This is a genomic window from Lunatibacter salilacus (assembly GCF_009797935.1).
GTDB lineage: Bacteria > Bacteroidota > Bacteroidia > Cytophagales > Cyclobacteriaceae > Lunatibacter > Lunatibacter salilacus.
Map to the genome: position 1 here is coordinate 208,998 of NZ_VOLC01000010.1, position 15,250 is coordinate 224,247.

Below are 15,250 nucleotides of genomic sequence, written 5' to 3' on the forward strand. Positions count from 1 at the left end.
TAAAATTAATATACATCAATCAATTAGTTATTATAGATATCGGAAATGGTTCGGCACGCATCATCCCAAGAATACTTCGTACTAGCTATACTTAAAATATCTTTTTTTTGAAATTGGTCAGGTTGTGACAAATATTCCGAAAGAACTTTACCGAGGGATTCCCAGTCGTTACTGTGAAATAATAAACCAGTAGCGCCTCCATTTACATACTCTGGGAAAGACCCCAAATCCGGAACCACAACGGGAATTCCAAAGGAAAATGACATGAGCATGACTCCACTTTGGCTCGCTTCTCTATAGGGAAGAACCGTGAGATCAGCTGCCTTAAAGCACATTTCAACCTCTTTGTCAGTTAAATAGCGATCCAATATGGTTAAATTAGAAAAAGGATAATTGTCAATCAACTTATCAAACTGATCCTTATATGCATCCCCAACTCTACCCGCTATTAGTATTTGAAATTTCATATGAATATCGTCCCATACCATACTCTCCAATAGCAAATCTAAGCCTTTATAATGAACTATTTTTCCAAAAAAAAGAAGAACGGGCTTCCGACTTTCCAGATTAAAATATTTTTTAGAAGAAATAGAATTAATTTCAGGCGTCTCTGTAACATCATAAAGACCGTGTTCCACCATATATATCTTCTTGCTGTCAACACCTATTTCTCTCACTAGCAAGTTTTTAATATGGTCAGTGTGAACAATGATGAAATCGGAAATTCGGTAAATCATTCGAAAAATAAATCTAAAATACCAACCCTCTTTGTGATGAGGCAATGGATTATGGGCAGTGTAAACAATGCGTATTTTAAACATTTTTAGAATTATTGGAATAAAAATACCATCGATTATCGGAAATCGAAGCCAGGCTAAATGTACTGTATTTATGCGAGATCTAACTATAAATAGAATTAAATGAATATAGTACCTGATCGACCTTAAGGTCTTCCGAATAAAGCTCTCCCCGTGGAAATGACGCCCCCTCAATGGGTTAAAGCTAACATTTATAGACAATCGACTTCTATCGTAATTTTCACCGCCAATTAGTACAACCCTGCTACATGTTTTCGATAAACCATTAACAAAGTTATAGATATACTCCTCTTGGAATCCATTAGCTATTATGACAACCTGTCTCATTTGAGTTATTTATTTAAGAGAGACATTAGAGTAGCTGTAAACCTTTTCGTAACCAGTTTAGAGTTATGTAGATCCGTGACAACGTTCCTTGCCCTAGAACCTAATTGGCATCTATAATCTTGATCATCAATCATTTTTAGAATTACATCTCGTAGTAAAATAGTAGATTTTTGACACACTAATGCCGCACAATCATGAAGCTCAACATATCGAACTAATGCCGTATCTTTTGGAGCAAAAACAATAGTCGGTGTCCCACTCGCAAAATATTCCGGTGCCTTTGTGGGCATACTATATTTTATAAAGGCCAACGATTTTGACTCAAAATCATACGGTAATATTAAAAAATCAGCCTGACCAAAAACTATGGGAAGCTCTTGATAATCAACTAAAGGTCTATGTACTACACAGTTATATTTATCTGCCCACTTAGGTTTATTGGGCGTTTGTAAATGAAATTTAACAGTTACTATAGACTGCTTATTTACCAACTCAACTGCCGCAGCAACACGCTCTAAGGAATCTTCTAGACCTAACCCAAGCCTTCCTGCATATAGGATTTCACAAGTTGTACCAATGGCATAATCAGATTTTGCACCCTTTTGCCAAAATTCGACATTTATCGGATTGTGAAAAGGAATAAAAGCAACACCATACCTTTTTTCGTATTCCTCTGCCATATAATCACTTATACTGAGGCAAAGTGAGGACTTCCGAATTAAATCCCTGAACTCACTATCTATTACTTTATCCCAATACATGCCCAAAATATTCCCAAACCGAACGGTTGAAGGCCAATCATCCATCATATGAAATATAAATGGTATATGGGGAAATCTTGATTGCAAAGCTCTAATTAGGTTTACTCCGTTTCGAGAGGTGGCTTGGGCATATATGACGTCGGGAGAAAAGGTATCAATCCACCGCTCAAGGTTCGGGGAAAGTTTTAAAACGGAAGCAGCTGGCTTGATACCTAAATAATCTAACGTAGGATAAAAGTAATTGTCAATTATCTTATTCCTTAACTTTATGGAATTTTGTGCCTTGGTCTTCGGTGGGCTACTATTCTTAGAAAACAAGACTGGACCAGAAACATACTTACGTTTTAACAGGTTTAACGGAAACCGCCATTTGTGTTCTGAGTCACCAAGTTGGTAGTAATTGGAAGTCGCCTTAAAATCCGTATTTTCATCTGTTAAAGGAGGTGAACAAACTACCGCTAGCTGATTGGGATCCCAACCAGCAAACAAATTTGAAAGCGTAATCCCCCCTCCCGTCACCTTATTGAATGACTGCCCTAAAATCAACACCTTTTTTTTACCATCCATAGCGTAATTCAGAATTATATTAAGATTTACCTGCAAATAATTTTTTCAATTTTTCGTCCGACATGTTACGAATATCCGGAGAAAATCCAATACACACAGAAGTCCATACCAATAAATAGTTTAAATCAAAATTAAACACATTCATTGGATATAAACTAAGTATCCAAAGAATTATCCAAATACCTGACGCTTTAGAAAGGAGATTTTTTGATCTAAATAAATTGTTAAACATGGCTGGAACCATAAATAATAAAAGCATTCCGAGGTGAAGTATTCCTCCTTTTAATATAATATTTAAATACTCAGTCTCAATCATCGATCGATAACCGGTAGTATTGTTGACATCAATACTTGGACACCAGTACATACCATTAATACCTCTGCCAAACGCCCAATCTATTGGCTCAAAATCCCTTCGGAATAAAACTTCAACATTGGTTCGAGTGTCCCCAGTATTACGATCTTCTAACTCAGAGAAAAAATTCCTATTCTCTTTGTAGATCATACTTGCATAGCTTGCAGCAACCACTGTAAAAAGAAGGAAAACCAAAGCTACCAAAACCTTTCTATGAGTATAAAGGAAGTAGATCAGCATAAAAATCATCAAATGGACTACGGCAACCAACAAAATTGCTCGCCGAGCCCTAAATGTTGCGATACCAATAATCATAAAAAGACCGACCAATGAGATAGTAACTTTGCTCTTAGAGTGATAAATGAAAGTAAACAAAATGAAACCAATCGAAATCCCGATGTTTTTTACAAACCCTTCAAACGTAAACTTCTCATTCACATTATCTTCATAGTTAGTAGTGACTTGTTCAAAAAAGATCAAATTTATCAAAATAAAGCCGACAGCCCCAAAAAATATGACATTAAATTGAAACTTGTAAAATCGTATGGTCTTTGGGAAAAACAATACAATAGGAAAAAAATATTTTAAAAACCCGCCAAAAATCTGAAATTTAATAAAATCATATTCGTATACAAATCCGTTAAAAATAATATAAAAACACCAAACAAAATAGCAAAAGATCAAAACACCAACTACTTCATTCTTAACATTAAATTGCACTAAATTAAAACTCGCATATATCAGTGCAAGAATAGAAAATGTCTGAAGAAAATTCAGTGGTATAAATAATGGTTTAATGTGTACCTGAAGGACAGCCGAGCAAAAGACAAATATAAAAAATGAGCCCCAAAATATAGTTAGGTTGAGATTAAGTTTCCCAATATACTTTTCGTATGAATCAGAAGTTTCAATAGACTGCATATCTTATATATTCATTTCACTTTTTCGCCTTATCAGCTTTTACACAACTACTTTATCCATAAACCTGTAGCAGTATTATTAATTATCTTCCTAGTTTGAACCATATAAACTAATCCTGTCAAAGCGAACATAAAAAAACTAGCTAGACTTACCCCAACCACTCCAAAAATTTTCCCTAAGAATATTGTCAGTGGAATATTGACCGTGGCGCAAATTATTATAAGATACAATTGCATTTGAATTTTCCCAATTCCGTTTAAGAAATACACGTAAATACTTTGAAAACAAAATGCCACTACTTGTAGGCACATTACTGCTGAAAGCGAAAATGAAATCGAAATCTTATCCCCTAACCATAAATGATAAAAATAGGGAGAAAGGATCAAAAGAAAAAATGCCCCAATCACTGTCAAAAACCAGAATCGCAGCATTTTTGACAGCGTCCCTTTCACCCAATCAAATTCTTCGCGTATGTAAGCATCTGTATATGCACTCCAAAGCGGCGTTACAATGATCATAAAGACCATAGGAACGACACTAAATAGCTTATAAGTAATATTAAAGGATGTCACTTCGCTTGGGCCGAATAGTTGTATTATAATAATATTCTGTGTGCTGAATAGAATTACAACACCAATTTGGATCACAAAAAACTTCACTCCTAAATTCATCAAATCTCCTACTAATTCAAACCTAACGAGATTTAATTTAGGTGAAAATCGTCGATAACTTGTGTTATATAACCAAAGGGACGCCAAAAACAAAACGACTACTGGTGAGACACTAAGAACACTAGCCAAATATACGAGACTACCTTCGGTTGTTCTCATTAAAATATAAATCGCTATTAACGATATAACGCTACCTGATAGATGAATTAAATTAGCTTTAGCGGGCTCTTGGTTTGCGGTTAATACCGTAGAGAAAAGTTGTAACACAAACTGCAAGCAAAAAAACGCAAATACGAGCATAGCAACAACTCCAAGCTCCTGAGCCATTTCCGGAGCAGTATTCAATATTGCACTCCAATCAAGGAATTTATTTACTAATAAAAATATTACCATCATCCCCACCATGATGATGGTCATCATGGCATAGGTTGTACTGATATAGGATCTTGCCAAAGTAAATCTTCCCTTTGCTACGCTTTCGGCAAATCTATTTCTAAGGCCATGCCCAAATCCAACATCAAAATATGACAGCCATGCCACCAATGAACTTAGTGTCAACCAAATCCCATATCGAGTTTCATCCACATAGTTTAAGGTCATTGGCACCAAGATTAATGACACTGCTATACTTCCGCCTCTAATAACTAGGGAAGCTAAAATATTTTTTTTAGCCTTTATACTTCTCGCATGGCCGTTGCTTATTAATCTTGTAATTGTGGAATAAAACCCAGACTCCTTCAATTTCATAATACTAGAAAAATGACAAAATATCTACTGCCAACACCATTTAAATCAGGAATTCACTTCTTTTTCACTTTGTCTCCGAGTATAACCTGATTTTTTCTTATCCTCCTGCTCATAATATCCATATTTATAACCATAACCATAAATACTATTATAAAGATCTTTGGCGTCATTTAAAATAATCATTGGGTTTTTCAATTTTCGATCTTTATAATCGTCATTTAATAAGTCTACCGTATTGACCGGAGTATAGTTATACCGCATGACAAATACACTTAAGTCCACAAACCTTGAAAGCGAATAAGCGTCAGCAACCTGTCCTACCGGAGCTGTGTCGAATATTATCACGTCATATTCCTTTTTTAGCATTTCTACAAAATGAATCACTTTCGGTGCCATCATAATCTCTGATGGGTTTTCGGGTAAAGTCCCGCATCCAAAAAAGGTTAAATTTTCGCAAATAGAGTCATCTTGAGTAGATATATCAGAAATTTGCAATTCGCTATCCACGATGTAATCTGAAATCCCCCTCCGAGCGGAGAGATTAACGCTTTCCAAAAGAGAAGGCCTACGTAAATCAAATTCACAAATGGCAACACTTTTTCCAGTCAATGCAAAACTAACCGCTAAATTTAAAGCGATAAAGGACTTTCCCTCTCCTGGAAGACCAGATGTAACCATTATAACCATTTTGTCATGTGAGGGTAAGGCAAATTGGACATTGGTACGGATGGATCTAAATTGTTCGGCCAACGCAGTACGCTTCGAATTTCCGATTACTTTGATTTCTTTGCCCTTCTTATGCATAATTTCCCCTAAGATACTACGGGACGTTTTTGAAGATATATCCTCTTTGCTTAAAATTTTATCGGTGAGCTGGTATTTTCCAACCACAAAACCAAATGGCACCCCGATTCCTAGCACTAGTGCAAATACTACTATTAAAAGCTTATTAGGCTTTGACGGAGTACTACTTGCACTTGCTTTATCAATTATTCGGGAATTTGACACAGTCGTCGCTGCCAAGGACATGGCAGCTTCCTCTCTTTTTTCTATAAGATAGTTATAATGGTCTTGTTTTGTGATTTTCTCCCTTGTGATTTCTACGAGCTGACGCTCGATTTCGGGTACCCGACTTGACTGAAAATCGAGTTGATTTACCCTTCCCAACAGATTATTTCTAGAAATCTCTAAATTCCCCTTAATACTTTTGAGGTTGTCCAGTAGGCCTCTTCTAACATTGGTGATCTGATCATTGAGATTTTGCACGAGAGGGCTTTCTGGTTGCACAGTCCGCAACATTCTTTCCCGTTCACTCTGCAACTCATTATATTGCGCAACAAGAGAATTGAGTGTAGGGTCCTCAATATCCATAGTGCTTGGAACAGCCTGAAAGCGGCCATCCTGAGAAAATATGTATTTTTCAATCGATTCCAACACTTCTAAACGTATATTGAAACTGGATAACTGATTCCTAAAGGATTCGGCATTATTAGAATACTGTAATGCGTTTTCACTCAATTCAGTAATTTGGTTATCGCGTTTGTATTTCTCTTCCTTAGCTTCAATTTGTCTTAACTCCGACCTTACATTTTCCAGTTGCTCTTCAATAAATTCAAGAGTCGTTACTGCCGTCAGGTTTTTATTTCTTACAGCCTCTCGATTATAAACCTCAATCAACTTATCTAACACTAGTGTCGCCTTGAGTGGCACTGGGTCTGTCAAACTTACCCGTATAACACTTGCTAGCTTATTCACCACAAAAACATCAAGCCTGCTTGCGTAGCGACCCGTTAATGAATATGGATTTTCAAAAACAATATTTAATTCATCATTCGGATCAAAAAACTCTCCCTTTGTAACTGAAAAAGACCCGAAAGGCTTCCTAATCGTATCTCCAAAAACAAACCTTTGACTAACCCCTTCGGTGTTAATAAGTTCGAAAGAGTCACTGTTATGAAGCTTAAAACTAAATTTAGTATCCAGATCACTATCGTAAAAAGACAAAGAATCATAATCATAAAATGAAACTTGAAGTGGCATCTGGCTCCCGTAAACTTCTAATCGTCGAAAAATGTTGTCTTTCCTGAATACCGAAACTCTAAAATCAAGGTCTTTCATCACGAGGTTCATAAGACTTACGGAAGCCAAAACTTCTGCCTCATTTTCTACCGTCTTAATAGACTGGTAACTTTCCAACTCGCTATAAACGGCGTTTTGTCCAAAATCACTTCCTCTTGTTGTGGCATTAATCAATATCGTAGTAGATGCAGGATACTGCGGTACCGCAAACATAAAATATAGATATGCCAAACCTAAGGAGAAGCTGATACCTAACAAATAAAGATACCAATACTTCAAATACCGGAGCAGAATAAATTTCAGACTTTTCTTATCTGTTTTTTCAGGCTCAAAACCATCAAGTAAGAAATCGGTGGGATTTTTCATCATTTAATTAATCAAGGTACCATCTTAAGTTAAGCAAAACAGCCACTGCAACGGAAGTAGCAATTGCTAACAGAGAAAGCGATTGGTGGTTCGTAGTTGCTTGTATAACTTTAATTTTTCTGGTTCTACATTTATCACATCATCTTGATGTAAACGATAATAGGGAGAATTCAACACATCTTTATCGTTAAGGTTTAGCCTTATGGATTTACGTTCTCCTCCCTCATCACGGATAATCAGGACATTTTCCCGCTTTCCAAATTCTGTCATGTCACCCGCTGACCCGATAGCTTCCAGTAGCTTAATCCGATCATTCTCTGATGTAAAGGTTCCAGGCCTCGCAACCTCTTCGATTACAGTACCTTTAAAATTGAGAAACGAAACATTTACGATTGGGTTCTTTACATGCTCTTCTACTAAGCCACCAATAATATCAACCTCCTCCTCTCTTTTTTCATTCAAAAGGTTAATTTTCCCAATAGCGGGGAAGTTTATGTTTCCCTCCGTAACAACAAAGTACCCCTGGTTCAAAGAAACAGCATTTGCTCCTTGTCCCCCCCTTTGAGCGTTTAAAACATCTGCGTTGAAAAGGAAATTTGACTCCTCGTTTAAACTGCTTACCGTTATTTGCAACAGATCGCCGATCTGTATCTTAGGCTCATTGTTCATGGTAATTCGCATTGTATAGTCGCTGTGCGAGTCTAAATCAATTAAATAAACAAAATCCCTTTTTGTACAGGAAAAATTAAGCAACACTAAAAATAAAATCAATCCCCTCATTATGTGTTCGTTTGGCAAACGATGAATTTTTTTAAATATAAATAACAATTCAGAACAGACACAGATTCCAACTACATAGGAATTAAATGCAAAATTAGCTAATTACTTTTAAACTTCCCGATTTTCAATAACTTATAATCACTAGGTCGTCCTAATATTTGCTACATGTAATGCATTGACAAAAGCTGGAGGAAATAACCGTTGCTTGACCTAATACTTGAGAATGACCGGTCTTCCACCGCAGTTTTAGATTTATTGTAAACGATATGAATTCACGTAGCTAACTAGTTATGCGAAAAAAGATCTTAGTAATTCGGCTGTTTTTTATTGATGCCTATTCCCCGCCTGCTTCTTTATTGGCCACCAATGTCCTAAATTATTAACAATAAAATGGCTTTACTATTATCCAATGACGGAGCTGTCTAAACAAAACTGGACCTGTCGAATCCAGTTTAATCAATATTTCCACAATAACTGAGAGTGCAATGACCGTGCCAATACAAATGTTAATGTAGATACTATTAAATATAATCCCCTCTTCCCGAATCTTTTAGCATCTTCTAACCCAATTGAACCCAGTTTGTACGCAAGGTCCTGATTATGATGATCCTCCTTAGAATAAAATTTCTCCAATTCCCACTTCACTAGTGCATTCTCCATTTCAACCGCTGTTAAATTAGTTTAAGCTAATTTTTACCGTAATTCTTTAAAAAGCATTTATCTATATTTGAATTACACTTTTGCAAATATATTAAGAGTATTAATCAGTTGCAAGCGATTGGTGTAAAAGTTGAACCATAATATCAGCCGGACTTTTTAAGTCCGATTTTCAATTTGTAAATCGATATTTATATTTGAGAATCCGAATGAATACTATATTTTACCTATTGTAAATCGTCAACTAAGGTAACATGGAGATACCTGGCGCATATACCGGGATCGCTAAGAAAATCTGAGCAAAAGCAAGAGATAAAAATACGATGATGGATAATGCAGGCAGCCCAAATATTTAAGTAAAAATGAAAATTAACTTCAAGTCGAAATTAGTGTCCTCATCCTCTATATTCTCCAAAAGGAGCTCTGATAATATCTTCGAATCCTTCATCTCCTTTCTATCATTAATCTTAAATTAAATATCAACGCGATAGACAAAGACGTTATAATTCCCAATACGGTAAGCGACCTTTGGTTAGTTGACGCTTGAACTGATTTAATCCTGTCAGGTTCAACATAGATAATATCATTCTGTTGCATGTAAAAATAAGGTGAATTTAAAAATTCTTTACTGTTTAAGTTTATCCTAACAGCCTTCCGCTCATTACCAGTTTCTCGAAGTATCAACACGTTCTCGCGCTTGCCAAACATTGTCATATCCCCTGCCATTCCTATTGCTTCCAACACGCTTATTTTTTCTGTTGGAATTACAAAAGAGGCTGGTTTATTTACTTCGCCGATTACCGTAATTTTAAAATTAATAAACCTTATATTTATTATTGGATCCTTTACATACTCTCCTACCAATTCAGAAAGTTTATCAATGCACTCCATCTTTGTTAAGCCTTCGACCTTTATTTTCCCCAATACCGGAAAATTTATCTCTCCATTTGTATCGACTAAATAACCTTCAGTAGCCAATCTGCTACCGACTTCATTACGAACAACGCCTCCATCGCCTGCTCCGGTAGTTAAGAGCCCCAAATTGAAAAGGAGATTGGATTCTGGACTTAAACTATTCACAGTTATACTTAACAGATCGTCCTTTTGTATTCTTGGAGAAACAGCCTCACTAATTTGAGATTGAATGCTCGTTCCACTTTCTAAATCAGAAAAATAAACCAGATCTCTAGTGGAGCAGCCGAAAATTACAATTATAATTACGGAAAAATGAAGCAATTTTTTGAAAATCATGACGCCTTTTTATGTGTTGCAAGGGTAATATGTACTAAGTTAAGCTTGACAATAAAATGATGATGACAATGTAAATGCTGTCTTTCAGGGAAAAAGTCCGAAAAACATCTTACAGCCCCATGTTCACAACGTTAACCATGCCTTTTTTGATTAAGAGGTGAACTGTTGTAAAATTTAAAATAAAATATAACGGTTTTTTATTGATATTCCAATTCTATTTCAAATTTAGGGAAAATAAGTTAATTCCTATCAATATGCTTTGGGATTTTTTCCAAGTAGCATCTTCATTGTCAAAAGGATAATTTTCAAATCAAGAAGCAGGCACCATTTTTCAACGTAGAAGACATCAAGTCTGAATCTCCCATAAATATCAATAAAATCATTTACCTCACCCCTAAAGCCTTTAGACTGCGCAAGCCCGGTAATTCCAGGCTTCACCGCATGCCTAGACATAAAATTATCAATTGACTTCGCAAATTCTAAATTCATAGGCATTGTATGAGGTCTCGGGCCAACAATAGCCATATCACCTTTGATCACATTGAAAATTTGAGGGAGTTCATCAATACTACTTATTCGTAAAAATTTGCCGATTTTGGTGATCCGCTTGTCGTTAATTGTAGCTTGCTTGGAATCGGCTTCTTCATTTGCCACCATTGTCCGGAATTTGTAACAATAAAATGGTTTATTGTCCAACCCATGACGGAGCTGCTTGAACAAAACCGGACCCTTCGAATCTAATTTGATCAATATGGCCAATAATGGAAAGAGCCATGACATGACCAATACTAGAGCTAATATAGAGACGAATAGGTCTAATCCCCGCTTTCCTATTCTTTTTGCCGCTTCCTTTTCCCACGAACCCCATGCATACGCTAGATCCCGTTTGATTTTTTCATCTTTGGAATAAAATTTTCCCGATTCCCTCTTCACTAATACATTTTCCATCTCAACCGCTGTTTATTTAGAATAAACCTAACTACTTCCTTCAAAATATTTAAAAAGCATTTTAATATATTTGAAATACATTTTCACAAATATATAAAGACGGTTTATCGGATGCAAGTTTTTCAGTTAAAATTTGAAAAACATTTTTATGTATTTATTATACTTTTTTCTACGTTAAAAAGCTAACCCAAGTCAAAGATGGGCTCTAAACAATAACCCATCTGTAAATCGGTCGATTTAAAAATATAATTTTACATATGCTGATTTTTATAAAATTAAAAGAATTCCAGCAGATCTGAATTTCAACATATCGTACTAATAAAACCAAAAATTTACTCAGGTGGTTAATTAATCCGCCTTATACGCTTTTACGGATTCTACAAACAATTTTACTTTATAGGGATCAATATCAGGATAAACGCCGTGCCCTAGATTTGCCACATGCTTTGCTCCTTCAAATTCCTTCATCATTTTTTGGGTAGCATCCATAATCCCCTTTTCCGTCCCATATAAAGCCGCCGGATCCAAATTCCCCTGTAACGCCTTGCCCGAACCAATCAACTTTCTTGATTCACTAATTCCCATATTCCAATCAAGTCCAATAGTGTCGCAATTCAGTTGACCCATCTCTTCTCTGGCAAAAAAAGCGCCTTTAGCAAAAACAGTAACCGGGACTTCTGTAATCGCATTACAGATTTTGTCAATATATGGAAGGGAAAACTCCCTGTATTGGGTAGGTGGAAGGATACCAGCCCAACTGTCAAAAATCTGAACCAAATTTGCCCCTGCTTCAGCCTGGGCTTTGAGATACCGGATAGTGGTAGATGTGATCATATCGAGAAGCTTGTGAGAAAAATCAGGCTGGGTGTAGAGCATGGCTCTTGCTTTCGAAAAGGTCTTGCTTCCTGATCCCTCTACCATATAGGCAAAAATAGTCCATGGAGCTCCCGCAAAACCGATCAGAGGAACCCTGCCGTTCAGGGCTTTCTTTGTGACGCGAATTGCCTCCAACACATAATGTAATTCAACATGGGGATCTGGAACCCTTAACTGTTTTAAATCAGAAAGACTACCAATTGTTTTAGGAAACCATGGTCCTCTTTTTTCCACCATCTCGTAGGGTAGCCCCATAGCTTCCGGAACAACCAGAATATCTGAGAAAATAATGGCAGCGTCCACCCCCAGAATATCCACCGGTTGGATGGTTACCTCTGCTGCCAGATCCGGAGTCTTGGCCAGTTCGATAAAGCCACTTACACTATTTCTTACAGCCCTATACTCAGGAAGAATCCGGCCTGCTTGCCTCATCAGCCACACAGGAGTCCTTTCTACCTTCTCTCCCCTTATTGCACGTAGTAATAGGTCGTTTTTCAATTCCATAAAACAAAGATATAATATGCAGCCGACAATCTTTACATGCAGGTCAAATACCTAAGCAAGAAAATGCCCCAAGAAACTGATTTCTTAGGGCATTTTGTAAAATAAAAAAGTTATAATTTACTTTATTGACTGTTCAATTTTATTATATCCTTTTCGGTTTTCCCGAGCATTTTCATTACCGCATCAAAATCTGAATAATCAACTTTCGCACCTTCTTCAACATTGGGGAATAGTCCTGGCATATAGACAATTCTAAAATACTGGTCCTGTGTAAATTCAGCAGGTAACGTGGCTGGATCCACAGCTCCATCTATGAAAATCGCCAGAACACGATGTGCAAATTCGTAATTATAAATTAGTACCCCAGCTTCTCCCAAAAAAACGGTCTGCGGAAGCAATCTCCATATTGATCTCCCATCTTCGGTGACTCCGAATTCTCTAAAAACCAAGAAATTATCATCCTCAAATACCCATTCCCCAAAATTGAAGGCGGCTGCATAGCCACTCTCTTCTGTGAAATCAACTTCGGCCTCAAAAACCAAGTCTATAATATCAAGTCCATCTGCACCATCCTCGCCGTCTACTCCGTCCTGCCCGTCAAAGCCTGGAGGTCCTTGTGGACCTTCAGGTCCCTCGCAGGCAGGAGCCACCAAAACCCCGACCATAAGTAACATTAGTAAAATCTTTTTCATATTTCTCAATCAGATTGTTAAATAATTCCATGAGGGAGAAATATAGACTCAAATTTCTTTATTTCCAACAAATATTGACTGGACTGGAAATAAAAAAACAGTCTTCCCTGTTTAGAAGACTGTTTTTCCAATAATATTGTTTTGATTAAAGAGTTCTTTTACTTTAATGTAATTCTTGGAATATCTGCAGGATTTACATCCATCATGCGAAGCATTCCTTCGTGGTCCGACAAATCAACCCTTCCGTCAGGTAAAAAATCTGCGGGGATTATCAACACCCTAAATATCTGTCCCTGTAAATAACCTGGCTCCAGTGTATTTAAATCAAAATCCCCTTCCAAGAAAATGGAAAAATTAATCCTTGTAAAATCGAATGAGTAATTAAATATTCCATTTGGGTGAAAAACCACTCGGGGGAGAAGCCTCCATATATCTCTGTTGTCCTCAACTCCGTCCAGATGGTATATTAGAACCTTGTCCGATTCCTCTATCTCAAATCCATATTCTCCCAAGACACCAAAACTACCCTGCGCATTAAAATTCGCCTCCAACTCAAACACTTCCCCCAATAGCACAATCCCGTCTAGCCCATCACTGCCGGGAGGGCCTGGAGGGCCAACTGGCCCCTCACAACTCATCACTGTCAAAAGGGCGACGGAGAACACTCCCAGCCTGTAAACACCCATCTTTTTAAAATTTATCATCGTAAAATCGTTTAGTTTAAATTTTTCGAAACCAGAATCGTACCAATATCATCAGTGGTTTTAACTTAACTTTCAATAACAGGAGCCCAAACCTCCACATTACTGTCATCTAATAACTTATCCACGAATATATCTTGTAGGACTAGCCCCTCGTTAGACGCAAATTCTTTCATCTTTTCCTTTATTCGTAATGGACTCGGCATCACAAATCGGTGAGCAGAAATTTTTGCAACCACAGCTCTCCTACAAGATACTTTTTTCTCGGTCATTGCCGAGACAGATCCCCGCACTGCCGCTCGCTGAATCCCAACAAATACATGCATGGTATCCGATTTCCCAGCAGGTTCAATATAATAAATGGTATGGAGTATCGAACCGGGATTAGCCAGTTTTGTATCCTCCACGTTCCTAAAACTACTCGCCAACATTTCGTCCTGAGGGGTTCCTTTATATTCCACTCCAACAAGTTTTAAATCTGTGCATTCAACAAGGGATATATCAATGGGACTAAATCCCCCTAATTGAACGTAGCCAAAACCTACCATTATCAATATCAAAGCTATCCACAGAGCTATTTTTATAGGGTTTTTCATCAAAACAGATACCTTGCCCCTATTCCTCCCTGCAACTTAATATGGCCCGGACGATCTACAAGCTCCAAAAACAATCCGACCTCGGCAAATACACTTAAAGGAAGATCTTGAAAGATGTACTCCGAACCAATATACCCCTCCGGCCCAAAGTCAATATTATTCCGGGATTCAGCCCTCATTACTGGAAAGTCACTGGCACTGGGAGTAAAATAGGCATAATCAACCCTTGCACTTCTTATCTGAGCCCCTACTCCAACATAAGCCAAAAGAGTGCCTTCGCTAATGTCAAACTCAGAAGAAATATCCTCATTATAAGCGACCCTGGCATGTAGGCTAAACGCATCAGATACGGAATGCCCGCTATATACCGCAGACGACACCGGCCTGTTGTTTTCAAAAGCCCGTCTATAATAAGGTGTGCTATTGGGACTTCCCCTACCAATCAAACCCTCCACTGAAAAATGTTCGTCCAAATAAGTCTTGTAGGTAATGGAAAATGGCTCTCCAAGCCGAAGTCCGATTTGATGTTCTTGCGCAATACCGAAAAGCGGCATAATAAATAGTACAAACAAAGTGACTTTTTTCATATAAATGCTAAATAAATAGTGAGTTGGTGTAGTTTTTTGTTAACGT

13 protein-coding genes are annotated in these 15,250 nt (G+C 37.2%); all 13 read right to left on the reverse strand.

Going from position 1 to position 15,250, the window contains the following annotated elements; translation table 11 throughout:
- Positions 1-23: 23 nt before the first annotated feature.
- The 13 genes from FQ608_RS15080 to FQ608_RS15140 all read right to left on the reverse strand — a co-directional run bounded on the left by FQ608_RS15080 (position 24) and on the right by FQ608_RS15140 (position 15,204).
- The gene (locus tag FQ608_RS15080) at positions 24-1,145 is read right to left on the reverse strand and encodes a glycosyltransferase family 4 protein (protein WP_158859058.1); all 1,122 of its coding nucleotides are present in this window, start codon (positions 1,143-1,145) and stop codon (positions 24-26) included.
- A gap of 5 nt (positions 1,146-1,150) precedes the next feature.
- Positions 1,151-2,473 (reverse strand): glycosyltransferase, encoded by a 1,323-nt coding sequence (locus FQ608_RS15085; RefSeq protein ID WP_158859059.1) that lies wholly within the window; start codon positions 2,471-2,473, stop codon positions 1,151-1,153.
- 19 nt (positions 2,474-2,492) lie between these two features.
- Positions 2,493-3,749 (reverse strand): hypothetical protein, encoded by a 1,257-nt coding sequence (locus FQ608_RS15090; RefSeq protein ID WP_158859060.1) that lies wholly within the window; start codon positions 3,747-3,749, stop codon positions 2,493-2,495.
- A gap of 47 nt (positions 3,750-3,796) precedes the next feature.
- On the reverse strand, positions 3,797-5,167 hold the full coding sequence (locus tag FQ608_RS15095) for a lipopolysaccharide biosynthesis protein (RefSeq protein ID WP_158859061.1): 1,371 nt from the start codon (positions 5,165-5,167) through the stop codon (positions 3,797-3,799).
- Between the two features lie 45 nt (positions 5,168-5,212).
- A complete protein-coding gene (locus FQ608_RS15100; protein ID WP_158859062.1) occupies positions 5,213-7,615 on the reverse strand; it encodes a GumC family protein in 2,403 nt (800 codons plus the stop codon).
- Between the two features lie 63 nt (positions 7,616-7,678).
- On the reverse strand, positions 7,679-8,281 hold the full coding sequence (locus tag FQ608_RS15105; protein WP_158859063.1) for a polysaccharide biosynthesis/export family protein: 603 nt from the start codon (positions 8,279-8,281) through the stop codon (positions 7,679-7,681).
- 1,212 nt (positions 8,282-9,493) lie between these two features.
- Positions 9,494-10,300 (reverse strand): polysaccharide biosynthesis/export family protein, encoded by an 807-nt coding sequence (locus FQ608_RS15110; protein ID WP_158859064.1) that lies wholly within the window; start codon positions 10,298-10,300, stop codon positions 9,494-9,496.
- A gap of 249 nt (positions 10,301-10,549) precedes the next feature.
- Positions 10,550-11,248 (reverse strand): sugar transferase, encoded by a 699-nt coding sequence (locus FQ608_RS15115; protein WP_158859065.1) that lies wholly within the window; start codon positions 11,246-11,248, stop codon positions 10,550-10,552.
- 348 nt (positions 11,249-11,596) lie between these two features.
- Positions 11,597-12,628: a uroporphyrinogen decarboxylase gene (hemE, locus tag FQ608_RS15120; protein WP_158859066.1), complete on the reverse strand. Its 1,032-nt coding sequence runs from the start codon at positions 12,626-12,628 to the stop codon at positions 11,597-11,599.
- 122 nt (positions 12,629-12,750) lie between these two features.
- Entirely contained in the window at positions 12,751-13,320 is a 570-nt protein-coding gene (locus tag FQ608_RS15125) for a hypothetical protein (RefSeq protein WP_158859067.1), read from the reverse strand.
- 158 nt (positions 13,321-13,478) lie between these two features.
- Complete coding sequence (locus tag FQ608_RS15130; protein WP_234364220.1) at positions 13,479-14,024, reverse strand: hypothetical protein; 546 nt, start codon at positions 14,022-14,024, stop codon at positions 13,479-13,481.
- A 65-nt stretch (positions 14,025-14,089) separates the two neighbouring features.
- Positions 14,090-14,617 carry a hypothetical protein gene (locus tag FQ608_RS15135; RefSeq protein WP_158859068.1) on the reverse strand — a complete coding sequence of 176 codons (528 nt, stop codon included), beginning with the start codon at positions 14,615-14,617 and terminating at the stop codon, positions 14,090-14,092.
- Positions 14,617-15,204 (reverse strand): hypothetical protein, encoded by a 588-nt coding sequence (locus FQ608_RS15140; RefSeq protein ID WP_158859069.1) that lies wholly within the window; start codon positions 15,202-15,204, stop codon positions 14,617-14,619. Before FQ608_RS15140 ends, FQ608_RS15135 begins: the two co-directional genes overlap by 1 nt.
- Between the last annotated feature and the right edge of the window lie 46 nt (positions 15,205-15,250).